Origin of the sequence: Fuscibacter oryzae (assembly GCF_016765795.1) — a bacterium.
Taxonomy (GTDB): domain Bacteria; phylum Pseudomonadota; class Alphaproteobacteria; order Rhodobacterales; family Rhodobacteraceae; genus Fuscibacter; species Fuscibacter oryzae.
The window spans coordinates 68098-90820 of record NZ_JAESVP010000005.1 but is presented as its reverse complement, the minus strand read 5'-3'; the positions used below and the strand labels follow the sequence as shown (position 1 = coordinate 90820).

22 protein-coding genes and 1 tRNA gene are annotated in these 22723 nt (G+C 63.6%); 6 read left to right on the top strand and 17 right to left on the bottom strand.

Features of this window, described 5'->3' with window-relative positions; all coding sequences use genetic code 11:
* Window positions 1–30: 30 nt before the first annotated feature.
* From JI744_RS10865 to gltX, 3 genes are all read right to left on the bottom strand, one after another.
* Window positions 31–768: a heparan-alpha-glucosaminide N-acetyltransferase gene (locus JI744_RS10865; RefSeq protein WP_202660664.1), complete on the bottom strand. Its 738-nt coding sequence runs from the start codon at window positions 766–768 to the stop codon at window positions 31–33.
* Window positions 769–884: 116 nt separating this feature from the next.
* Complete coding sequence (gene gltA / locus JI744_RS10860) at window positions 885–2180, bottom strand: citrate synthase (RefSeq protein ID WP_202660662.1); 1296 nt, start codon at window positions 2178–2180, stop codon at window positions 885–887.
* Between the two features lie 75 nt (window positions 2181–2255).
* Window positions 2256–3662 (bottom strand): glutamate--tRNA ligase, encoded by a 1407-nt coding sequence (gltX, locus tag JI744_RS10855; protein ID WP_202660660.1) that lies wholly within the window; start codon window positions 3660–3662, stop codon window positions 2256–2258.
* 86 nt (window positions 3663–3748) lie between these two features.
* Here gltX and JI744_RS10850 point away from each other — a divergent pair, with 86 nt between their 5' ends.
* Entirely contained in the window at window positions 3749–5812 is a 2064-nt protein-coding gene (locus JI744_RS10850) for a ComEC/Rec2 family competence protein (protein WP_328757240.1), read from the top strand.
* Here the strand turns inward: JI744_RS10850 and lexA are convergent.
* The 7 genes from lexA to JI744_RS10815 form a co-directional block, all read right to left on the bottom strand.
* Complete coding sequence (gene lexA / locus JI744_RS10845) at window positions 5806–6489, bottom strand: transcriptional repressor LexA (protein ID WP_202660658.1); 684 nt, start codon at window positions 6487–6489, stop codon at window positions 5806–5808. The two genes, JI744_RS10850 and lexA, sit on opposite strands and share 7 nt — an antisense overlap.
* A 113-nt stretch (window positions 6490–6602) precedes the next feature.
* A complete protein-coding gene (locus JI744_RS10840) occupies window positions 6603–7778 on the bottom strand; it encodes a molybdopterin molybdotransferase MoeA (protein WP_202660656.1) in 1176 nt (391 codons plus the stop codon).
* Window positions 7775–8251, bottom strand: coding sequence for a cyclic pyranopterin monophosphate synthase MoaC (gene moaC, locus JI744_RS10835; RefSeq protein WP_202660654.1), 477 nt, complete (start codon window positions 8249–8251; stop codon window positions 7775–7777). The genes JI744_RS10840 and moaC overlap by 4 nt, the downstream gene beginning before the upstream one ends.
* Complete coding sequence (gene trpC, locus JI744_RS10830) at window positions 8248–9060, bottom strand: indole-3-glycerol phosphate synthase TrpC (protein ID WP_202660652.1); 813 nt, start codon at window positions 9058–9060, stop codon at window positions 8248–8250. Before trpC ends, moaC begins: the two co-directional genes overlap by 4 nt.
* Before the next feature lie 126 nt (window positions 9061–9186).
* The gene (locus JI744_RS10825; protein WP_202660650.1) at window positions 9187–9837 is read right to left on the bottom strand and encodes a uracil-DNA glycosylase; all 651 of its coding nucleotides are present in this window, start codon (window positions 9835–9837) and stop codon (window positions 9187–9189) included.
* Window positions 9830–10843 carry an anthranilate phosphoribosyltransferase gene (gene trpD / locus JI744_RS10820; protein ID WP_202660648.1) on the bottom strand — a complete coding sequence of 338 codons (1014 nt, stop codon included), beginning with the start codon at window positions 10841–10843 and terminating at the stop codon, window positions 9830–9832. Before trpD ends, JI744_RS10825 begins: the two co-directional genes overlap by 8 nt.
* Window positions 10840–11433 carry an aminodeoxychorismate/anthranilate synthase component II gene (locus JI744_RS10815; protein ID WP_202660647.1) on the bottom strand — a complete coding sequence of 198 codons (594 nt, stop codon included), beginning with the start codon at window positions 11431–11433 and terminating at the stop codon, window positions 10840–10842. The genes trpD and JI744_RS10815 overlap by 4 nt, the downstream gene beginning before the upstream one ends.
* Window positions 11434–11573: 140 nt before the next feature.
* Here JI744_RS10815 and JI744_RS10810 point away from each other — a divergent pair, with 140 nt between their 5' ends.
* Entirely contained in the window at window positions 11574–13145 is a 1572-nt protein-coding gene (locus JI744_RS10810) for a divergent polysaccharide deacetylase family protein (protein WP_202660645.1), read from the top strand.
* A gap of 154 nt (window positions 13146–13299) precedes the next feature.
* Here JI744_RS10810 and trpE read toward each other — a convergent pair whose 3' ends face one another.
* From trpE to fabI, 7 genes are all read right to left on the bottom strand, one after another.
* Window positions 13300–14814 carry an anthranilate synthase component I gene (trpE, locus tag JI744_RS10805; RefSeq protein ID WP_202660643.1) on the bottom strand — a complete coding sequence of 505 codons (1515 nt, stop codon included), beginning with the start codon at window positions 14812–14814 and terminating at the stop codon, window positions 13300–13302.
* Between the two features lie 18 nt (window positions 14815–14832).
* The gene (locus JI744_RS10800; RefSeq protein ID WP_202660641.1) at window positions 14833–16719 is read right to left on the bottom strand and encodes a SurA N-terminal domain-containing protein; all 1887 of its coding nucleotides are present in this window, start codon (window positions 16717–16719) and stop codon (window positions 14833–14835) included.
* Between the two features lie 78 nt (window positions 16720–16797).
* On the bottom strand, window positions 16798–17976 hold the full coding sequence (locus JI744_RS10795) for an aminotransferase (RefSeq protein ID WP_202660639.1): 1179 nt from the start codon (window positions 17974–17976) through the stop codon (window positions 16798–16800).
* A 9-nt stretch (window positions 17977–17985) separates the two neighbouring features.
* Window positions 17986–18468: a DUF2127 domain-containing protein gene (locus JI744_RS10790; RefSeq protein WP_202660638.1), complete on the bottom strand. Its 483-nt coding sequence runs from the start codon at window positions 18466–18468 to the stop codon at window positions 17986–17988.
* Window positions 18469–18473: 5 nt separating this feature from the next.
* Window positions 18474–18995, bottom strand: a complete 522-nt coding sequence (gpt, locus tag JI744_RS10785; RefSeq protein ID WP_202660636.1) for a xanthine phosphoribosyltransferase — start codon at window positions 18993–18995, stop codon at window positions 18474–18476.
* A 9-nt stretch (window positions 18996–19004) separates the two neighbouring features.
* Window positions 19005–19619: a LysE family translocator gene (locus tag JI744_RS10780; RefSeq protein WP_202660634.1), complete on the bottom strand. Its 615-nt coding sequence runs from the start codon at window positions 19617–19619 to the stop codon at window positions 19005–19007.
* Between the two features lie 241 nt (window positions 19620–19860).
* Window positions 19861–20682 carry an enoyl-ACP reductase FabI gene (fabI, locus tag JI744_RS10775; protein ID WP_202660624.1) on the bottom strand — a complete coding sequence of 274 codons (822 nt, stop codon included), beginning with the start codon at window positions 20680–20682 and terminating at the stop codon, window positions 19861–19863.
* 96 nt (window positions 20683–20778) lie between these two features.
* Between fabI and pdxH the strand changes: the two genes are divergently transcribed.
* From pdxH to JI744_RS10755, 4 genes are all read left to right on the top strand, one after another.
* Entirely contained in the window at window positions 20779–21381 is a 603-nt protein-coding gene (pdxH, locus tag JI744_RS10770; protein ID WP_202660622.1) for a pyridoxamine 5'-phosphate oxidase, read from the top strand.
* Between the two features lie 112 nt (window positions 21382–21493).
* Window positions 21494–22021 carry a cold-shock protein gene (locus tag JI744_RS10765; protein ID WP_202660620.1) on the top strand — a complete coding sequence of 176 codons (528 nt, stop codon included), beginning with the start codon at window positions 21494–21496 and terminating at the stop codon, window positions 22019–22021.
* Window positions 21994–22473, top strand: a complete 480-nt coding sequence (locus JI744_RS10760) for a DUF192 domain-containing protein (protein ID WP_236019388.1) — start codon at window positions 21994–21996, stop codon at window positions 22471–22473. Before JI744_RS10765 ends, JI744_RS10760 begins: the two co-directional genes overlap by 28 nt.
* Window positions 22474–22614: 141 nt before the next feature.
* A tRNA-Pro gene (locus JI744_RS10755) sits at window positions 22615–22691 on the top strand.
* Window positions 22692–22723: the final 32 nt, after the last annotated feature.

Sequence of the window (22723 nt, the reverse complement as noted above, 5' to 3'; positions counted from 1 at the left end):
CGCCTGCAAGGAAAACCCGGCTGCGCGGGGTCAGCGCAGATAGCGCGCGTACAGTCCGATCAGGCCGAACAGGATCGGCTGGTGCAGCAGGTAGATGATCAGGCTGTGCCGGCCTGGCCAAGCCGCCAGCCGGACAGACCGGGTGGCCTGCGCGGGCCATTTCGCCAGCATGGCCCACAGGCCGATGCGTGTGCCCAGCCGCCCAAGGGCAACCCCGATCAGCACTGGGGCAAGCCAGGGGAAGACAGGCTCGAAATCAACCGTCCAGGTGGCTTCGGTGTGCAGCCCGATGAACCGCAAAAGGGGCGCATTCATCGCGTCGCTTGGCAGGGTGTAAGAGGCCCAGATCACCGCCGCGCCCGCCGCTGCCGTCACGGGCCATGGCAGGCGCAGAAAGGGCAGGGCCAGCAGGCTGAACAATGCGATGGCGTGCAGGATGCCGAAGAACACCCACGCCTCGGGCAAGGCGATGCGGGTGCCCAGGGTGACAAGAGCCGCTGCCGCTGCCACCTTGAGCCAGCGGTGCCAAAAGGCAGGCCAGCGGATGCCCTGCCCATGCGCCAGCCACAGCGAGACCCCGACCAGCCCGAGAAAAGACGAGGCCACCACACGCGCATGCCAGTAAAGCCAGCCCGAAACAGCGAATTCGGGCGAGACCAGTCCGAACATCTGAAGATCATAAAGGAAATGATAGGTCGCCATGCCCAAAAGGGCGGCGGTGCGGGCCATGTCGAGCGCCGCAATGCGCAAAGTGGGTGCCGATGTCATATGTCGAAGCCGGGGGTTTCACACCCCTGGACCCCCGTGGGATATTTGGGCCAGTATGAAAGGCGAAAGCCGCCTCCGGTCAGGGAAGCGGCTTTGCCGGGGAAATTCAAGGCCGATCAACGGTGACGCAGATCGACGTAATCGCGCTGGGTCGGGCCGACATAAAGCTGACGAGGGCGACCGATCTTCTGGTTCTTTTCCCCGATCATCTCTTTCCACTGCGCGATCCAGCCGACAGTACGGGAAATCGCGAAGATCGGGGTGAACATCGAAGTCGGGAAGCCCATCGCGTCAAGGATGATGCCCGAATAGAAATCGACGTTCGGATAGAGCTTTTTCGAGACGAAATAGTCATCCGACAGCGCGATGCGTTCCAGTTCCTTGGCGACTTGCAGGGTCGGGTTGTTGTGGATGCCCAAAAGCTCCAGCACTTCATCCGCCGATTCCTTCATCACCGTCGCGCGCGGATCGAAGTTCTTGTAAACCCGGTGGCCAAAGCCCATCAGGCGGAAACCCGAATTCTTGTCTTTCGCCTTGGCGATATATTCGGGAATGCGATCAACTGTGCCAATCTCGCGCAGCATTTCAAGGCAAGCCTGATTGGCGCCGCCATGGGCCGGACCCCAAAGGCATGCGATGCCCGCTGCGATGCAGGCAAACGGGTTGGCACCCGACGATCCCGCCAGACGCACCGTAGAGGTCGAGGCGTTCTGTTCATGGTCGGCGTGCAGCATCATGATCCGGTCCATCGCCTTGGCGAGAACGGGATTGACCACATAATCCTCGGCCGGAACGGCAAAGCACATGTTCAGGAAGTTGCCAGCGTAGGACAGCGAGTTCTTGGGATAGACGAAGGGTTGACCGACCGAGTATTTGTAGGCCATGGCCGCAATCGTCGGCAGCTTGGCTATAAGCCGGATCGCCGAAACCTCGCGGTGCCACTCATCGTTAATGTCAAGGCTGTCGTGATAGAAGGCCGACATAGCACCGACCACGCCCACCATCGTGGCCATGGGGTGTGCGTCACGGCGGAAGCCACGGAAGAACTGGTGCATCTGTTCATGCACCATCGTGTGGCGCGTCACGCGGCTTTCGAAATCGGCCAGTTGCGCGGCGGTTGGCAGCTCGCCGTACAAAAGCAGGAAGCAAACCTCGAGGTAGGAGGATTTTCCCGCCAGTTGCTCGATCGGGTAGCCCCGGTGCAGCAGCTCTCCCTTGTCACCATCAATATAGGTGATCGCGCTTTCGCAAGCGGCGGTCGAGGTGAAGCCCGGATCAAAGGTAAAAACATCCGCCTCGCCGTAAAGCTTGCGGATATCCAGCACCTCTGGCCCGACGGTGGGCGAAAGGACCGGCAAATCAAAGGTCTTGTCGTCCAGTGTCAGTTTGGCGCTACGGTTTGTGTCAGCCATTTAGTCCCCCTGGTGTGCAGCCGCAGGTATAACCTGGGTGCCTGAACACTTTCTTGACAGAAGGGGGCGGGCCGATCAGGCAGACGCCTCCTTGAGCCTCGCGATCGTTTCGTCCTGACCGATGACAAGCATCATGTCAAAGACGCTGGGCGTTGCGCTGCGGCCTGCCAGCGCGGCCCGCAGGGGTTGCGCCAACTTGCCAAAGCCGATCCCGTTTTCAGCCGCGACATCGTTCAGGATCGGCTCTAGCGCTTCCTTTGTCCAGCTAGCATTTTGCAGGCGCGGCGTCAATGATTTCAGTATACCACGGGATACTGAATCGAGCGCCTTGGCTGCGGCCTCATCCGGCGCGATGGGGCGCGATGTTAGCGCAAAATGAGCCTTTTCAAGCAGTTCCGGGAAGGTTTTTGCCCGGTCCTTCACGCAGTACAGCGCACGGGACAGCAGGTCTTGCTGCGGGTCCGTCAGCGCGGGCTGCCCGGCTGCGGCCAGATAGCCCTGCAATTCATGCAGCAGTGCAGCATCGGGCGTCATGGCGATGTGATGGCCGCAGACGTTTTCCAGCTTCTTGAAGTCAAGCCGCGCCGGAGAGCGCCCGATTCCCTCCAGATCAAAGATCCGCATGGCCTCTTCGCTGGTGAAGATTTCGGCATCGCCATGCGCCCAGCCAAGGCGCGTCAGATAATTGCGCATCCCGGCGGCGGGGTAGCCCATCGCCTGATAATCATGCACGCCGGTCGCCCCATGGCGCTTCGACAGTTTTTTGCCGTCCGGCCCGTGGATCAGCGGAATATGCGCCCGGACCGGAACGGCCCAGCCCATGGCGTCATAGACCATCTGCTGGCGCGCGGCGTTGTTCAGGTGGTCATCACCCCGGATCACATGGGTCACCCCCATGTCATGGTCATCGACCACCACGGCCAGCATATAGGTGGGCGTGCCGTCCGACCGCAGGACGATCATGTCATCCAATGTTTCGTTCTTGATGGTGACGGTGCCTTGCACCTTGTCCTCGATCAGCGTCTCACCCGTGCGGGGGGCCTTCATGCGGATGACATAGGGCAGGTCGGGAAAGGTGGCCGGATCGGCGTCGCGCCACGGCGACAGGAACACCGGATAGCTGACGCCACGGGCCTTTTCGGCCTCGCGGAAGGCTTCGATCTCTGCGGTGGTGGAAAAGCATTTATAGGCGGTGCCGCGCGTCAGCATTTCATGCGCAACCTCGGCATGGCGGGGCACGCGCTCGAACTGGCTGACGACATCGCCGTCCCAGTCAAGGCCCAGCCAGGTCAGGCCCTGAAGGATGGCCGCCGTCGCCTCGGGGGTAGACCGCTCGCGGTCGGTATCCTCGATCCGCAACAGGAACTTGCCGCCCCGGCCGCGTGCGAAAAGCCAGTTGAACAGCGCCGTCCGTCCGCCACCGATATGCAGATAGCCGGTGGGCGAGGGGGCGAAACGGGTGACAACTTGAGACTCGGCCATCGGCGTTAACCTTCCAGAAACCATAAGCGGCGCAGGATTGCCGGGTTGGAATAGGCAATCCGGGGGCGGGAAACAAGGTGGCGGGGGTGCAAGGCTGGCTCCTGTGGCCATTCCTGAAACTGGCAGAGGCGCGGGGGCTGCTGTTCCCGTGGGTGCCGGTGCTGATCGGTTGCGGCATCGGGGCGTGGTTTTCCTTGGCGTGGGAGCCGGGGGCGTTGTTTTACGCGGCAGTCGGTGCGGCGTTTGTGGTGGCACTTGCGGGCGGTCTGTGGGGCGGCGATCTGGCTCGGCCCGCCTTTGTGGCCTTGGGCTGCGTTGCGGCGGGGGCGCTGGCCTGCGGGCTGCGGCTGGCACTGGTGCAGGCCCCGATGTTGCAGGTGCCCTATCGCGGCCCGGTGCAAGGCCGGGTGGTCGAGATTGACCGGTCACAATCCGACGCGCTGCGGCTGACGCTGGACAGGGTGGTGCTGTCCGATCTACCGCCCGACCGGACGCCGTTGGTGGTGCGGATTTCGGTGCGCGGGTCCGAACCGCAGGTCACGCCGGGCGAGGTGGTTTTGCTGACCGCCGATCTTTCTGCCCCCTCTGGCCCGGCGGAACCGGGGGGCTTTGATTTCCGCCGCATGGCGTTTTTTGATGGCTTGGGGGCGGCGGGCTACACCTCCAGCCCCGTGGTGTTGTGGCAGGAAGCGGCGGCGGATGAGCAATGGATCAACCGCCTGCGCAGCTATCTGGGCCGCGCGATCATGGCCCGTGCGCCGGGCGATGGCGGAGCCTTTGCTGCGGGGGCGATCACTGGTGACCGTTCCGGCATCTCGCGGCAAGTGGTTGAAGACCTGCGCGATTCCAGCCTGTCGCATCTGCTGGCGATCTCGGGGATGAACATGGCCCTGCTGACGGGCTTTGTGTTCATGGTGCTGCGCTATGGACTGGCGCTGGTGCCACCATTGGCGCTGCGGGTGAACGCTAAAAAGCTGGCGGCGGTGGCGGCCTTTGGCGTGGCGCTGTTTTATCTGCTGCTGTCGGGGGCCAGTGTGGCGACCGAGCGGGCGTTTCTGATGGTGACGGTGATGCTGGGCGCTGTGCTGGCCGACCGGCGGGCGCTGACCCTGCGGACACTGGCGCTGTCTGCGGCGGTGCTGCTGCTGTGGCAACCCGAAAGCCTGCTGGAGCCGGGGTTTCAACTGTCTTATGCGGCGACGGCGGCGCTGATTGCCGGGTTTGGCGTGCTGGACGGACAAGTGATGCGCGAAAAGGTGCCGCGCTGGTTGATCCCGACCTATACGCTGGTCTTGTCCTCGGTCGTGGCGGGGGTGGCCACGGCGCCCTATGCGGCGGCGCATTTCAACCGCTTTGCCGATCTGGGGCTGCTGGCGAACCTGCTGACAGTGCCGATGATGTCGGTGGTGATGGGTGCGGGGGCGGTGGCCGCGCTGCTTGCCCCGCTGGGGCTGGCGGCTCCGGCGGTCTGGGTGATGGACATGGCATCACGCTGGATATTGTTCGTGGCGCATTGGATTTCGGGGCTGAACGGGGCGGTGACGGCGGTGCCAAGCCCCGGCCCGTGGGTTCTGCCGCTGATCACGCTGGGTGGGATCTGGGCGATACTGGCACGGGGGCGGCTGCGTTTGGCTGGCGCCGCGCCGATGCTGGTTGCGGCCCTGCTGTGGTTGGAGGTGCAGCGGCCTGTGCTGCTGATTTCCGCCGATGGCGGGTTGGTCGGTGTTGCCGGGCCAGAGGGGTTGGCCCTTAGCAAGCCACGCGGTGGCGGTTTTGCCGCCCAGACCTGGCTGGAGAATGACGGCGATCTGGCGGACCAGAAACAAGCCGCGCTGCGGGCGGGATTTGAGGGTTCGGTTGGCGCGCGGAGGTTTGCGGTCGGAGGCGTGGGTGGCATTGCTTTGTCGGGCAAGGGGGCCGAAGCGACCTTGCCCGAGGCCTGTGCCAAGGCGCGGTTGGTGGTTACCTCTGCGCCCATGCCAGCGGGGTTCGATGGGCCATGTCAGGTTATCGGCCCAGACATCCTGGCCCGGTCGGGGGCGCTGGCGGGGTGGGTGCAGGGCGGCAGACTGGTTCTTTACCCCAGCCGCAGCGCCAGCCGGGCCTGGTCACCCGACCCGGTGCAGCCGTCGATCACGGTGAGTCAATAGGTGCGGATCAGACCAACCAGCTTGCCCTGCACCTTGACCATATGGTCGGGGAAAACGCGGGTTTCATAGGCGGGGTTCGCCGCTTCCAGCGCGATCATGCTGCCCTTGCGGCGGAACCGCTTCAGCGTCGCCTCATGGTCTTCGACCAGAGCTACAACGATGTCGCCGTTGTCGGCGGTGATCTGTTCGCGGATCACCACGATGTCACCATCGTTGATCCCCGCCTCAATCATCGAATCGCCTTTGACCTCCAGCGCATAATGCTGACCGCGCCCCGATAGCATGGCACCGGGCACCGCTACATGGTGCGAGATATGGCTGATCGCCTCAATCGGAACCCCGGCGGCGATGCGGCCCATCACCGGCAGCTCCAGCGCATGAACCGCCTCGACCGGCATGGCGCCACGCGGCTGGTCGGCCCGGTCGCCTGCGATGACCTTGGGGGTAAACCCCTTTTCCATCGCCTCTGGCAGCTTCACAATCTCCAACGCGCGGGCGCGGTGGGCCAGACGGCGGATGAAACCACGCTCCTCCAACGCCGTGATCAGCCGGTGGATGCCGGATTTGGACTGCAATTCCAGCGCATCTTTCATTTCATCAAAGCTGGGCGGAACGCCATCGGCATCAATCCGCGACTTGATGAACTCCAGAAGTTCCAACTGCTTGCGTGTCAGCATCGCCCGGCCCTTTTGATGGGTGTTTGACGAATGTTCTGCCCACGTTCCCGGTTTGTGTCAAGTATTTTGACACAGCGGCCGCGCGGTTAACCCTATTTCAACGCAATGCGGCTTTAGATCGGGATATATTCTGCCAACTCTCCGGCCTGCCGTGGGCCATCATCCATCGGGCGGATCAACAGCGCGTCGGCACCCGACAGAATTGACAGCAGCGCTGAATCCTGCCGGTCGAAGGGGGTGATCACGGCCCCCTCGTTCGACAGACGGGCGCGCATGTAATGGGCGCGTGGGCCGGTCGGGCCGACCTCGGTCCCAAGCCGTGCCTTGCGGGTGGCGGGTGGCAGGGCAGGCAGGCCCTGCAACGCGGCCAGCATCGGCAGCAAGAACAGATGGCCGCAGACAATCGCCGACACTGGATTGCCCGGCAGGCCCAGCAACACGGCACCTCCCAATCGGCCCGCCATCAGCGGCTTGCCGGGACGCATGGCGATTTTCCAGAACGCCCGCTCCATCCCCATATCGGCCGCGACTTTGCCCACAAGGTCATGGTCGCCGACCGAAGCGCCACCGATGGTCACGATGACATCCGCCCCCTCGGCCAGCCCCAGCACAGTGCGCAGGCTGTCTTCGGTATCGCGGGCAATGGGCAGCATCCGCGCCTCACCTCCAGCCGCCTCGACCATTGCGGCAAGGGCGAAGGTGTTGGAACAGATGATCTGATCGGGGCCGGGGTTTTCGCCGGGCATCACCAGTTCGTCGCCGGTGGCGATCAGCGCGACCACGGGTTTGCGGGCGACGGTAACTTGCGGGATGTTCATCGCGGCCAGCAGAGCGATGTCATTCGCAGTCAGGCGGCGGGGCACGGGCAGGCTGGCCCCTTCGGCAAAGTCCTGACCGCGCGGACGAATGTTGTCCCCGGGTTTCGCGCCTTTTTTCAGGGTGATGCGGGGGCCATCGGCCTGCACCTCTTCCTGAATGGCGATTGAAACGGCCCCTTCGGGCAGTGGTGCGCCGGTAAAGATGCGAATGGCCTGACTGGGTGTCAGGTGACCGGCAAAGGCATGGCCAGCGCCGGCCTCTCCGACCACCTCATAGCTGGCACCGGGGGCACCGATGGCCCCCAGCGCATAGCCGTCCATGGCTGAGGCATCAAAAGGCGGCTGCGTCAGCCGGGCCGTCGCGGGCTCACGCTGCACGCGGCCCGCAGCCCGGCGCAGGGGCACCTCTTCGGTGCCAACCGGGTGGCAAAGGGCAAAACAGCGGGCTAGCGCTTGGTCAACGGTGATCATTTGGCGCTCCAGCTGCCGGACTTGCCGCCCTCTTTCAGCAACAGGCGGATGCCGGTGATCTGCATGCCCTTTTCGGCGGCCTTGAGCATGTCATAGACGGTGAGGCAGGCGACCGAAACGGCGGTCAGCGCTTCCATCTCCACGCCGGTCTGGCCAGAGGTTTTCACCGTGGCGCGCACCACAACGCCTGGCAAGGTGGCGTCGAGCGTCAGGTCAAGCGCCACCTTGGTGACGGGCAAGGGGTGGCAGAGCGGGATCAGATCGGCGGTCTTCTTGGCCCCCATGATGCCCGCGAGCCGCGCAACCCCCAGCACATCGCCCTTTTTCGCGGTGCCCTGCATCACCAAAGCCAGCGTTTCGGGCGACATGATCACCCGCCCTTCGGCCACAGCCATCCGGTCGGTCGCGGCTTTGTCCGACACATCGACCATATGGGCAGCCCCCTGATCGTCGAAATGCGTAAGCCCGCTCATAGCCCGCCCCCGGCGGTCAGGGGGCGCGACAGGATGGTGCGGGTGGCGGCAGTCACATCGGCTTGACGCATCAGCGCCTCGCCGATCAGAAAGCAGCGTGCGCCATAGGCGGCGACCTCGGCCAGATCGGCGGGGGTGAACAGGCCCGATTCCGACACGATCAGCCGGTCTTCCGGTACCAGCCGCGCCAATTGGCGGGTGGTCTCCAGCGTCACCTCAAAGGTATGAAGGTTGCGGTTGTTGATGCCGATCAGCGGCGATTTCAGCAGGGTCGCCCGCTCCAGCTCTGCCTTGTCATGGACTTCGATCAGCACATCCATGCCATGATCAAAGGCGGCGGCCTCCAGCTCTGCCGCCTGTGCATCGCTGACCGAGGCCATGATGATCAGGATCGCATCGGCCTTGAGCGCGCGGGCCTCGGCCACCTGCCAGGTGTCATACATGAAATCCTTGCGCAGGCAGGGCAGGGATACGGCATCATGCGCGGCGGTCAGAAAAGTATCATCGCCCTGAAAGCTGGGGCCATCGGTCAGGACTGAAAGGCAGGTCGCCCCCCCCGCCTCATAGGCTTGTGCCAAGGCGGGCGGGTCAAAATCAGCGCGGATCAGCCCTTTTGAGGGGCTGGCCTTCTTGATCTCGGCAATCAGGCCATAGCCGGTAACGGCAGCTTCGGCCAGCGCGCGGGCAAACCCACGGGGCGCAGGGGCGGCCCTGGCGGCGTCTTCAACCTGCGCAAGGGGGCGGGCGGCCTTGCGGGCGGCAACCTCTTCAAGCTTGTAGGCTTTGATGCGGTCAAGAATGGTTGTCATGCGCGGCTCCTCGTGGCCAAGGCCGGGGGTTTCACACCCCCGGACCCCCGTGGGATATTTCTGCCAAGATGAAGAGGCTTGGGCTTGTCACAGTTGTGCCCGCAAGTCGGGGGCGGGCGCAACCCTTCACGCCGCCCAGTTGATCGGGGTTTGCCCCTGATCCAGCAGCCAGCGGTTCACGGCGCTGAACGGTCGAGAGCCGAAGAAGCCGCGATAGCAGGACAGGGGAGAGGGGTGGGCGCTTGCCACGAACAGGTGGTTCGCGCGCGGGAGTGCAGCGCAGAGTTTCTGCGCCGGATTGCCCCACAGCAGAAAGGCGCGCGGCCCGTCGGCGGCTGTGGCGGCAAGGATTTCTTGCGCAAGAATTTGCCAGCCCCAGCCCTTGTGGCCATTGGCCTGACCCATGGGAACCGTCAGCGCGGTGTTTAGGAGAAGGACCCCCTGTTCGGCCCAAGGGGTGAGGTCACCATCTGGTTTGGTTTGGCCGGTATCCGTCGCAAGTTCGGCAAGGATGTTTTTCAGGGAATCGCGGGGTGGCTGACCGGGCGGAAAGGAAAACGCGAGGCCGGTGGCGCGGCCCGGCGTGGGATAGGGATCTTGGCCCAGAATGACCACGCGCACTTTGTTTCGCGGTGTCAGGGAGAGGGCGCGGAAGATCGTCTTGGGGGGCGGCTGCCAGTCTGGGTTCGCCGCCAACCTGTCCCACAGGGCGGGCCAGCGGGATGTGAAGAACGGCAGGTCCGCCCAGCTTGCGGGCGGTTCGGGCCGGTCAGGCATTGGTCAGTTTGACCAGAGCAGCCACCTTGGCCTTGGCCGCGCCGGAATCGATGCTGGCCCGGGCCATTTCAACCCCTTCGGTCAAGTTTGTCGCCTTGTCGGCAACCACCAGCGCCGCAGCGGCATTCAGCAGCACCGCATCGCGGTAGGCACCGGGCGCCCCATCCAGCAGCGAACGGAACGCCACGGCGTTTTCGGCCGGGGTGCCGCCCAGAACATGCTCGAACGGATGGTAGGGCAGGCCCGCATCTTCGGGGTGCAGGGTGAATTCGCGGATATGGCCATGCTCCAGCGCCGCGACCTTGGTAGGGGCGGCGATCGAAATCTCATCCGTGCCGTCGTCGCCATGAACCAGCCAGGCCTTGATGGCGCCAAGCTGTTGCAGGGTTTCGGCCATCGGGCGCAGCAGAGCATCGCTGAATGTGCCGGTCAACTGGCGCCGGACCCCCGCCGGGTTTGTCAGCGGACCAAGGATGTTGAAGATGGTTCGTGTGCCCAACTCGGCCCGCACCGGGCCGACATGGCGCATCGCGGGGTGGTGCATCGGGGCCATCATGAACCCGATTCCGGCTTGATCAAGGCAGCGCTCCACCACCTCTGGCCCGACCATGACGTTCAGCCCCATCTCGGTCAGCGCATCCGCGGCCCCGGATTTCGAAGACAGGTTTCGATTGCCATGCTTGGCCACCGCAACGCCCGCGCCCGCCACCACAAAGGCCGTGGCGGTCGAGATGTTCAGCGTGCCCTTGCCATCGCCCCCGGTGCCCACAATGTCCATTGCCCCTTCGGGCGCACGGACTGGCAGGCATTTTGACCGCATCACGGTTGCGGCGGCGGCAAATTCATCGACCGTTTCGCCCCGCGTGCGCAGCGCCATCAGGAAGCCACCCATCTGCGCGGGGGTGCCCTGACCTTCGAACAGCGCGTCAAAGGCGGCCTCGGCCTCGGTCCGGGTCAGGGGGCGGGTTGCTGCAACCCCGATCAGCGGCTTGAGATGGTCGCTCATGCCGACACCTTGGCCTTGGCTTTCGCCTCATCCAGAAAATTCCGCATCAACTGGTGGCCATGTTCCGAGGCGATGGATTCGGGGTGGAACTGCACGCCCTCGATCAGCTTGGTCTTGTGGCGCAGCCCCATGATGGTGCCATCCTCCAGCCAGGCGGTGACCTCAAGGCAATCGGGCAGCGTTTCGCGCTCGACGATCAGCGAATGATAACGGGTGGCCAGGAAGGGCGAGGGCAGGCCGCGAAACACGCCTTTGCCCGCATGGTGCATGGCGCCCATCTTGCCATGAACAATCTCATGGCAGCGCACGACCTTGCCGCCAAACGCCTCGCCAATGGTCTGATGACCAAGGCAAACGCCCAACAGGGGCACATCGTTTTCTGCCGCCGCGCGGGCCAGCGGCAGACAGATGCCCGCCGAAGCCGGATCGCAAGGGCCGGGCGACAGCACGATCGCCTCTGGCCGCATGGCCAGCGCGTCCTGCACCTCCAGCGCGTCGTTCCGCCAGACCCGCACGTCAGCGCCCAGCTCGCCCAGATAGTGGACAAGGTTGTAGGTAAAGCTGTCGTAGTTGTCGATCAGAAGCAGCATCTTGCTTGGTCCGGTCCGATAGGGGATGAAGGGCGCGCCGCGCCGGGCTATAGATGGGCTTAGGCGCAAGGCAGCGTCAAGGGCAAGTGTTCGGCCGGATCGACCGGCTAGGACAGGGCAGGCAACAGGCGGAGGGCAGTATGATCCGGGATATGGTGGCGGGTGTGCTGTGCGGCGGGATCGTCAGCGCCGTGGGGCTGGGGATTGTATCTCAGGTTACATCCGGGCCGCAGGCGGGCGAACAGCCGGTGATTGCGTCCGAAATGGCACCTGCCGCCCCAAAGCCTGCCGAGCCGGAGGGCGGGGTTGAAACTGCGGCGTCGAAGCCAGCGGAGGTGAACCTCGCTGTGCCCGATGCTGCTGCCCCTGATTCTGCGCCTTTGGAAAATACTTCTCCAGAAGCGGTCACAGCAGAACCGGCAAAACCCGCACCATCCATCAGCGCCGATCCATCGCCCGTTCCGCCCGAGGTGACACTGGAAGAGGTGCCGCAAGCCGGTGCCACGCCGGCAGCGCCGGGCAAGGTGACCAGCCCAGCCCCCGATTCTTTGGCCCCCAGCCTGCCAGCGGCAACGGTAACGCCCAAGGTGCAACCGGGTGACGCGGCACCCGCCGCCGTGGCGCAGGCCCCGGCCAGCCAGCCTGCCACCACCGCGCCTGCATCGCCTGTGGCCCCTGCCGAACCGGCCGCCGCACCGACCCCGTCGGCCGAGCTGCCCGCCCCCGCCTCGACCGCCATTCCCGGTCAGCCGACCGACCGGCTTCTGGAGCCGGGTGCCGAACCTGCACCGGCCCCGGCCCCGGCTGATGTCGCGCCGATGCCAGAGGTCGCGCCCGAACCCGCAACCGAAGCGGCGGCTGCGGCGGAAAAACCCAAGATGCTGCAACCCGACAGCGCGACAAAGCTTGATCCCGCGCCGGGCCTGCCCAAAGCGGCAGACGGGGTGACGGTTGGCCGCTTGCCCACCATCGGCGCAGCGCCGGATACCGCCGACACCAAAGACGCGGCGCAACCTGCCAGCCCGGTGCCCGAAGATCTGCCCCCGATCAAACGCTATGCGGCTGCGTTCGAAAACCCCTCGGGCAAGCCGCTGTTCGCCCTGGTGCTGACCGATGATGGCAGCCCAGAGCTTGACCGCGCGCGGCTGGCAGCACTTCCCTTCCCGGTGACCTTTGCCGTCAACCCGCTGGCGCCCAACGCGCCCGAGGCGGCGGCAACCTATCGCGCGGGCGGGAAAGAGGTGGTCATGCTGGTCTCTGGTCTGCCCTCAGGTGCGCAAGCCTCTGACGTGGAACAGAGTTTTCAGGCGATGTCTGCCGCCCTGCCGGAAAGCGTCGCGGTGATCGACCTTGCCGCCAGCGGGTTTCAGGATGACCGCGCTTTGGCAACCCAGATTGTCACCATCCTCAAAGCCGACGGTCGCGGCCTGATCACCTATGACCGCGGCCTGAATGCCGCCGATCAGGTTGCGCGCCGCGATGCCTTGCCTGCCACGATGGTGTTCCGCGATCTTGATGGTCAGGGAGAGGAGGTGCCGATGATCCGCCGCTATCTGGACCGCGCAGCCTTCAAGGCGGCGCAAGAGGGGCGGGTGACCGTGGTCGGCACGACCCGGCCGGAAACCGTGGCGGCCATCATGGAGTGGACGGTCGAGGGGCGGGCGTCCTCGGTCACGCTGGCTCCGGCAACGGCGGTGATGGTTACGCAGTAAAAAGGGGGCTGTCTGCCCCCTCTTGGCCCTGTCGGGCCAATTCACCCCCGAGAGTACTTTCGCCAAGAGGAAGCGGCAGAGACGGGCATGGCTTTCATCTGTTCATAAATATCCCACGGGGGTGCGGGGGTGTGAAACCCCCGCTGCCGAAGGTTCAACCGTTGCCACGCCGGGTAAACAGGCCCGAATCCGCCGCAGCGCGCCGAAGGGCGTTGGATTTGTTTACGGTTTCCTGAAACTCTGCCTCGGGGTCGCTGTCATAGACCACGCCGCCGCCGGATTGGATATACAGCTTTTCATCCTTCAGCACGGCGGTGCGCAGGGCGATGCAGAAATCCATCTCGCCATTCGCGGCAAAGTAACCGACACCGCCGCCATAGACGCCGCGCTTTTCGGGTTCCAACTCGTCGATGATCTCCATCGCCCGCACCTTGGGCGCGCCGGAAACCGTACCTGCGGGCAGGCCCGCCAGCAGGGCGGACAGGGCATCCTGATCGTCGCGAATCTCTCCCACGACGTTACTGACAATGTGCATGACGTGGGAGTAGCGTTCGATGATGAATTTTTCGGTGGGTTTGACCGTGCCCACCTTGGCGACCCGGCCCACATCGTTGCGGCCAAGATCCAGCAGCATCAGATGCTCGGCCAGTTCCTTGTGGTCAGACAGCAGGTCCGCCTCCAGCGCCTTGTCTTCCGCCTCGGTCGCACCGCGTTTGCGGGTGCCGGCGATGGGGCGAATCGTCACCTCTCCATCCCGCAGGCGCACCAGAATTTCGGGGCTGGCGCCGATGACCTGAAAGCCGCCGAAGTTGAAGAAGAACATGAAGGGGCTGGGGTTCGTGCGCCGCAAGGAGCGGTAAAGCGCAAAGGGCGGCAGTTCGAACCGCTGGGTCCAGCGCTGGCTGGGCACCACCTGGAAGATGTCGCCCGCGCGGATGTAATCCTTGGCCTTTTCAACCGCTTGCTTATAGCCTTCGTGGGTAAAGTTAGAAACCGGCTCTCCCACGGCATCGGCAGCCCCTTCGCCAAGGTCGCGCTGGGCCGGGGGGGCGCGGTCCAGATCGCGCAGCGCATCCATCACCCGTTCGGCGGCCTGGGCATAGGCGGCGCGGGCCGATTGGCCGGGTGTCACCCAGGCAGGGGCGCAGACCGTCACCTCGCCCTTTACCCCGTCCAGCACTGCGATGACCGAGGGGCGGATCAGTTGCGCATCGGGCAGGCCAAGCGGGTCGGGGTTCACGTTCGGCAGGTGTTCAACCAGCCGGATCATGTCATAGCCCAGATAGCCGAATAGGCCCGCCGCCACGGCAGGCACGCCCTCTGGCATCTCGATCCGGCTTTCGGCGATCAGGGCGCGCAGTGTGTCGAGCGGATGGCCGGGAAGGTCGTCAAAAGTGGTCGGGTCAAACCGGGCTTGCCGGTTGATCCGGCTTTGCGGCCCGTTGCACTGCCAGATCAGGTCGGGTTTCATTCCGACGATGGAATAGCGCCCCCGCACCTCACCACCCGTGACCGATTCAAGCATGAACGTGTCTGTCCGCGCCTCGGCCAGTTTCAGCATCAGCGAAACCGGCGTATCAAGGTCGGCTGCCAGACGCGCATAAACCAGTTGGTTCTGCCCGGCGGCCCAGCCACGTTCAAAGGCTGTGAAATCGGGAAACAGGCTCATGCGCGTGGTCCTTGGGTCTTAGTTGCCAAGCTGGCTGTTGACGGCATTGATCGCCGACTGGTCCAGCGTAATCCCGGCCTCGGTGGTCAGCGACTGGGTATAAAGCGCCAGAATGTCGGCAGAGATCGCCTTGGCGGCATTGATCTGGATCGCCTCTTGCAGCGCTTTGCCGTCCTGCCCGGCGGGGTCGGCGGCCACCACGTCATTCAACTGGATCAGGGCGACAAAATCCTTGTCCTGCACCAGTTGCACCTCGCCCGGTGCCAGTTTGAACAGGGTTTCCACCAAGGCGGGGGGCGCACCTTCGACCGTGCCCTGACGGTCAATCGGGGCGCTGCGTTCGGCAATCCCTTGCGAGGCCAGCGAGGCCCCGCCCTTGACGGCGGCCAGAACCGCATCGCCACGGGTGGCCAGCGCCTTGGCCAGCGCATCGCTGCGGACGGCGGCGGCAACCTTGTCTTTCACCTTGTCCAGCGGGCGGGGGGCGGCCGGCACCATTTCATCCATTTGCAACGCAACGATGCCACCATCGGCGGTCGCGACAGTTTCGGCAAAATCGCCCTCGGCCAGCTTGTCAGCAGCGGCTTGAACGGCAGCGTCTTGCGTCAGCGGGTCATTGTCATCGGCGGCGGGGGCATAATCGGTGGTGACCAGCACCATGCCCTGTTCCTTGGCCAGATCCTGCAAGGTTGCCCCGCCTGCCAGCGCATCATCAATCGCTTCGGACTTGGCCGAGATTTCCTTGCGCGCCGCGGTTTCCTGCGCGGCGGTCAGCAGTTCGGCCTTGGCCTGATCAAAGGTCTTTTCCTGCGCAGCCAGAATGCCGTTCATGCGGAACAGCGCCGGGCCAAGCGCCGAGGGCAGTGGCCCGACCACGCCGGGTTCTGCCAGCCCGAACACCGCATCGCCCGCAGCGCCCAGTTCGGTCTTGGATACATCGCCGATATCCACATCGGTCAGTTGCAGCTTGCGGTCGGCGACCAGGCCTTCAAAGGTGGCCTCGCCCTTGTCCAGCCGGTCTTTTGCAGCCTTTGCCTCCTCCTCGGTAGCAAAAGCCAGCCGCTCGACAAGGCGCTTTTCGGGAACGACATACTCGTCCTTCTTCGCCTCATAGGCCTTTTTCAGATCGTCATCCGAGATGGTGATCTTGCCCGCGATATCCTTGGGCAGCAGCGCGGCATAGGTGATGCGCTTGGCCTCTGGCCGGGTGTAGTCGGTCAGATGGGCATCATACCACGCCTTGATTTCCGCCTCGGTCGGGGCGGGCAGGGGGGTGGGCAGGCCAGCCTCGGTCAGCCGCAGCAGGGTATAGCCGCGCTTTTCCCCGGCCCAAGCAAAAATGGCATCGGTCAGGGGCTTTGGCGTCACCACGCCGCCCGTCACAGCCCCTTGCAGCAGGCTGCGCGCCATGTCAGACCGCAGGCCTTTTTCGTATTCGCTTTCGGTCAGGTTGTTGCGCTGCAACACATCGCGATAGGTCTGGGGGTCAAAGGCGCCGCTAACGCCCTGAAACGCCTGATTGGTGGAAAGCTGGCTTTTCAGAACATCATCCCCGACCGACAGGCCGATGCGGTCCGCCTCATTGTCCAGCGCGGCGCCGCTGACCAGAGTTTGCAGCACCTTCTGGTCAAGACCAAAGGCGCGCACCTGCTCCATCGTCAGTTGGGTGCCGAATTGCTTGGACAATTGATTGGCCTCTGCCCGCATGGTGCGGGCATATTCGTTGACCGTAATCTCGCGGTCACCGACCGACCCGATCTTGGTGACGCCGCCGCCGAAATTGGTGACGCCATAGCCGCCAAGGCCGCCGACGATCATTGCCAAAAGGACTAGCGACAGGACATGGTTGCCCTTCTTGCTTTTCTTCGGCGCTTCGTCGTCATCGTGCTTTGCGGCTTTGGCCATCTGGTCCCTCGGGGTCACGCGCTTTGCCCGACTGTCTAAGCGACGGGCGGCAGGGGGGCAAGGCAGGAGATATTTGGTTCAGGCGCGGAAGGCTTGCAATCTTTGGAACATTTCCGCGATGCCGGTCGCATCCACATTGGCAAAGGCGATGCGGATCTGGCGTGCGCCCTCGGGATGGGTGGCGGGCTGGAACATAGTGCCGGGCAGCATCAAAAGGCCTGCATCCTGCACCAGCCGCTTGCAAAGGGCATCCGAGGCCATGGCGAAGGGGTGTTCGACATAGCCGAAATAGGCCCCGCACCCGAGGAGTTTCCACCCTTCAAGCGCGCCAAACCCGCCCACCATCGCGGCGCGGCGGGCCAGAATCTCGTCCCGCTCACCCGCAACCCATTGCGACAGGTTCCGCATTCCCCACAAGGCACCCATCTGGCCCAACTGGCTGGGGCAAATGGCGACGGTATCAAGGAATTTTTCCACCTCGGCCAGCCGCGCCTCACTTGCCACAATTGCGCCGACGCGGTGGCCCGTCAGGCGGTAAGCCTTTGAAAAGCTGTAAAGGTGGATGAAGGTGTCGGACCAATCGGGGTCGGTGAACAGGTCATGCGGGCGGCCTGATCGGCTGTCGAAATCGCGGTAGGTTTCATCCACGATCAGCGCGAGGCCACGCGACCGTGCCAGATCGCGGAACGCGGCCAGCGTTTCGGCCGGATATTCCGCCCCGCCGGGGTTGTTGGGCGACACCAGCACGATGGAGCGGGTGCGGTCGGTAATCAGCGCCGCAGCGGCCTCCGCTTCGGGGATCAGGCCGGGGCCTGCGGGCAGGGGCACCGTCTTAACGCCCTGCATGTCCAGCCACATTTTATGGTTGAAATACCACGGTGTCGGCAGGATCACCTCATCCCCGGCACCTGCCAGCGTTGCCATCACGGCGCAAAAGGCCTGATTGCAGCCTTGGGTGATCGCCACCTGCGTGTCGCGGATCGTGCCGCCATAAGCGGTGGACCATTGCGCCGAAATCTCGGCCCGCAACTCTGGCAAGCCCAGAACCGGGCCATAAAGATGGGCTTGGGGGTCGTTCAGCGCCGCATCCGCCAGCGCCTGCCGCAGCCCCAACGGCGGGCTTTCCACCGGGGCGGCCTGGCTGACGTTGATCAGCGGGCGTTCGGGCGGAAAGGTCACACCTTGCAACCAGCGCCGCGCCTCCATCACCGGTGGCGGTTCGGTTCCGGCCATGGCGGGGTTCAGCGGATGGGGCATCGCGGTCTCCTAGGGATGGGCGGGTTCAGGCTTCAGCGCCCGCCATTCCTTCCAGACCAGACCGATCATGAAAAGGTCAAAAACCGCCAGCACCGCGAGAAAAGGAGAGCCATCGCGCAGCCATTCGGTGCCCTCATAAACCACGAACAGCGCCAGAATCACCATGGCCAGCGGATAGGCCCAGAGCTTGCGCATCCAGAGCAGGATCATGATTCCCAGCTTCAGCCCACCATGCAGCGCCAGATAGACGCCATAGAAATGCTGAACCCCGACCGGGAAAATCGTCGCAATATGCTGGACATAGCTTGCCAGACGGTCGCTGGGGTCTTCGGCGATCTCAAAATGCGTTAACCAGCCGACCAAGCGCAAAACCAGCGCATTGGGCGTCAAGAGCAGGCCCAGACCGGCCAGCGCCTCCAGCCCGCCAAGGCTTGCCTTTACCGCCACCCCGGCCTCGAACAGCCAGTGCCACAGCCGGGGATGGGGTTTCATGGGGATCAGTCCTTGCCCCGAAAGGGTTGGACATATTGCAGCGCCATGTCCCAGGGAAAGAATATCCAGGTGTCCTGACTGACCGAGGTGATATAGGTATCGGCCTGCTTTTCGCCCTCGGGCTTGGCATAGACGCAGGCGAAATGGGCCTTCGGGTAAAGGCCACGGATCAGTTCCAGCGTCTTGCCGCTGTCCACAAGATCATCAACAATCAGGATGCCCGAGCCGTCGCCCATCAACTCGGTGTTCGGAGATTTGATCACCTGCGCCTCGCGGCGCTGATCGGCCTTGCCGCCGCCGGAGTGATAGGATTTCACCGAAATCGAATCTACGACCCGGATGTCCAGCTCGCGGCTGACGATCATCGCGGGCACAAGGCCGCCGCGCGTGATGCCAACCACGGCCTTCCATGCCCCACCTTCGCCCGGCCCCTTGCCATCCAGCCGCCAGGCCAGTGCGCGGGCGTCGCGGTGAATCTGGTCCCAGCTGACGTGAAAGCCTTTTTCATGCGGCAGGCGGTCGGTCATGGCGTCCCCTCAGGTCGCGGCGAGTTTCAGGCCCAGCAAGGCCAAGGCGCCGCCAAAGCAACGGTCGATAATGGATTTAAGGCTGATATAGGCCGCGCGGGTGCGGTCAAGCGAGAAGATACGCGCCACCAGCGTGTTCCACACCGTTTCATTGACAAAAATCACCGCCAGCAGCGCCAGCCGTTGCCACAATGGCGTATGCGGCGGCATCGCGCCCAGCAGGACCACCGAAAAGAACGCCACCGCCTTGGGGTTCGACAATTGCGTTGTCACCCCCCGGCGAAAGGCCGATATCGCAGACCGAGGCGTCGGACTGGCATCTTCGCTGACAAAGGGTTGGGCGGCATCGCGCCACAGCTTGAACCCAAGATACAGCAGATACCCCCCGCCGATCAGCTTGAAGGCTATCAAAAGCGACGGGGCCATCTTGAACAGGATCGCCAGCCCGAACATGGCCGAGGCAGCCCAAAATACTGCCCCCGCACCGATGCCCATGGCCAGAAAGAAGCCGACGCGGAACCCTTCGTTCAACCCGGTGCGCGCGGCCACCAGAACGGCCGGTCCGGGCGATACCGCCCCCAGCAGGGTCAAGAGGGCAAAGGCAAGGAACGCGGCAAATGACATCAGATCCCCCAAAACGTCTGCGGCGATTCATACAAGCCCATGCGGCGGCGTCCAGCCCCGCAGCCGGGGGCACTTCGCCCACCCGACCCCCAGAGAGTATTTCGAAAGGTGCAAATGAAAAAGGGCAACCCTTTGGATTGCACCTTTGCAGATAATCACGGATTGCGAGACGCGGGCGCGCAGCGCGAAAGAGCCGCGAAGCGGGGGGGTAAGCCCCCCGCTGCCGACGGCGCGACCAGGATCAGTCCTTGCGACCGGTCACCACGTCAATATCCGGGGCATCGACCGATTTCATGCCCACGACATGATAGCCGCAATCGACATGCAAGTTTTCGCCCGTGGTGCCGCTGCCCAGATCGGACAGAAGGAACAGCGAAGCCTTGCCCACCTCTTCCTGCGTCACATTGCGGCGCAGCGGAGAGTTCAACTCGTTCCACTTAAGGATGTAGCGGAAATCTCCGATGCCGCTGGCAGCCAGCGTCTTGATCGGGCCGGCAGAGATGGCGTTCACGCGGATGCCGTCCTTGCCCAGATCCTCGGCCAGATACATCAGCGACGCTTCCAGTGCAGCCTTGGCGACACCCATCACGTTGTAATGCGGCATGACCTTTTCGGCGCCGTAATAGGTCAGCGTCAGCAGACTGCCGCCTTCGTTCATCATCGCCGCAGCGCGCTGGCAGACGGCGGTGAAGGAATAGACCGAGATGTCCATTGTCATCAGGAAATTCTGGCGGCTGGTATCGACATAGCGGCCACGCAGCTCGTTCTTGTCAGAGAAACCGATGGCATGGACCAGAAAGTCGATCTTGCCCCATTTTTCTGCCAGCCGGGCGAACAGCGCATCCATCGACTCTTCGGACGATACGTCGCATTCCACCATTTCGGACATGCCGATAGAAGCGATCAAGGGTTCGACCCGCTTTTTCAGCGCGTCGCCCTGATAGGAAAAGGCGATCTCAGCCCCATGGGCGGCAAGTTGCTGCGCGATGCCCCAGGCGATGGATTTGTCATTGGCAAGGCCCATGATAAGGCCGCGCTTTCCTGCCATAAGTCCGGTTGACATTAGGTGCCCCTCGCCCGTTCTGATTGTCTTCGGTGTGTAGGCCAGCTTTGGCCGGGCATCAAGGGCGGCGCGACTGGCTGCGGGAAGGGAAGAAAGATGGACAGAACCGGGATCTTTGCGGGCGACGACCCGTTTGCCATTGCACGCCGTTGGTTGGCGGAGGCAGAAAAGACCGAGGTCAACGATCCGAACGCGATTGCGCTTGCCACGGTTGATGCCGACGGGTTGCCGAATGCCCGGATGGTCTTGCTGAAGGACATCGAAGACGCGGCCTTCGTTTTTTACACCAACTACGGCAGCGCTAAGGCGCAGGAGATTGACGGGGCCGGTAAGGCGGCCTTTGTGATGCATTGGAAGTCATTGCGCCGTCAGGTTCGGGTGCGCGGCCTTGTCAGCCGTGAAGAGGGATCGCAGGCTGATGCCTATTACGCCAGCCGCAGCCTGAAATCGCGGTTGGGCGCCTGGGCCAGCCAGCAGTCGCAGCCCTTGGCTTCGCGCGGGACGCTGATGGCAGAGGTGGCGAAGGTGACGGCGGAAAAGGGGCTCAATCCGGCGCGCCCGCCGTTTTGGGGGGGCTTTCGCATCGCTCCTTTGGAAATCGAATTCTGGGCTGACGGGGCTTTTCGCCTGCATGACCGCTTCCGCTGGCGTCGTGCAACCATAGGTGATGGTTGGGAAATAACCCGACTCAACCCCTAGGCATTCACGTTGCGCGAATGGAAGTGTGCTGAAATGCTGCACTTTTGGCTTGCATCTTGCTCAAGAAACGCTGCACATCTTGCGCGGGCTATATCTGGGGAACGGCTCGATAATGACGCAGGAAGACGAGGCCACGCAGGAAGTGCATGGCCGGGTGAAGTGGTTTGATCCGGCCAAGGGATTTGGCTTCATCGTGGCAGAAGATGCTGCGACGGATATTTTGCTTCATGCTAATGTTCTTAGGAATTTTGGCCAAAGCTCGGTCGCCGATGGCGCGGGCATTACTGTGCGGGTCCAGCGGACCCAGCGCGGTGTGCAGGCTGTTGAGGTGGTGCACATCGAGCCGCCGGCTGTGGGAACATTGCCGGTTCTGGATGAGGCGGTGCAATCGCTGGCCGATTTTGCCGATCTGCCGCTGGAACCCGCACGCGTAAAGTGGTTCGACAAAGGCAAGGGCTTTGGCTTTGCCAATATCTTTGGCAGGCCCGAGGATGTGTTCGTTCATATCGAGGTGTTGCGCCATTCGGGCTTTGCCGACCTTCAGGCGGGCGAGGCGGTGTGCTTGCGCATCATCGAGGGCAAGCGCGGGCGCATGGCGGTGCAGGTGGTATCATGGGACGCGGCGGTGCGCTCGGTCTGATGACCGGGCTTATGGTGCTGGCGGGTCAGGCCGGGGCGGAATGTTCGCCCGACCGGGTTGACCTGAAAGGTGCGGGCGGTGCGGCGCGGTTCACCGTTGAAATCGCCGACAGGCCTGACTTGCAGTCCAAGGGGCTGATGTTTCGCGAGAAAATGTCGCTTTCGGCGGGGATGCTGTTTGTCTTTCCCCAGCCGAAACATGCGAGCTTCTGGATGAGGAACACTCTGATTCCGTTGGACATGATCTTTCTGGACCAGTCTGGCACGGTGACCCAAATTCACGCCAATGCCGTGCCGCAGGATGAAACCGCCATCGATGGTGGCGAAGATGTCGCCATGGTGCTGGAGATCAACGGCGGGTTGGCCGAGCGTATGGGGATCGCCGTGGGCAGCACGATGCGAAGCCCCTTTGTTGACCAGAAGACGGCGCTTTGGCCCTGTGCGGCACCCTAAAGGCAGCGCGGTCAGGCCGTCGCATCAGGCAGCCTTTGGCTTTATTTGTCGCCTGTCTTTAGAAAAAACCGGAATCCACTTTTGTCGGAAGGCCCTAAAGGGGTTTTCATCCTGGGCGAACCTCGCTAGGAAGGCGCCAGTCGGGGCGTAGCGCAGCCTGGTAGCGCGACGGTTTTGGGTACCGTAGGTCGAGAGTTCGAATCCCTCCGCCCCGACCATTCCAGCTCCCCTTGTCTACTGCGGCTCTGTC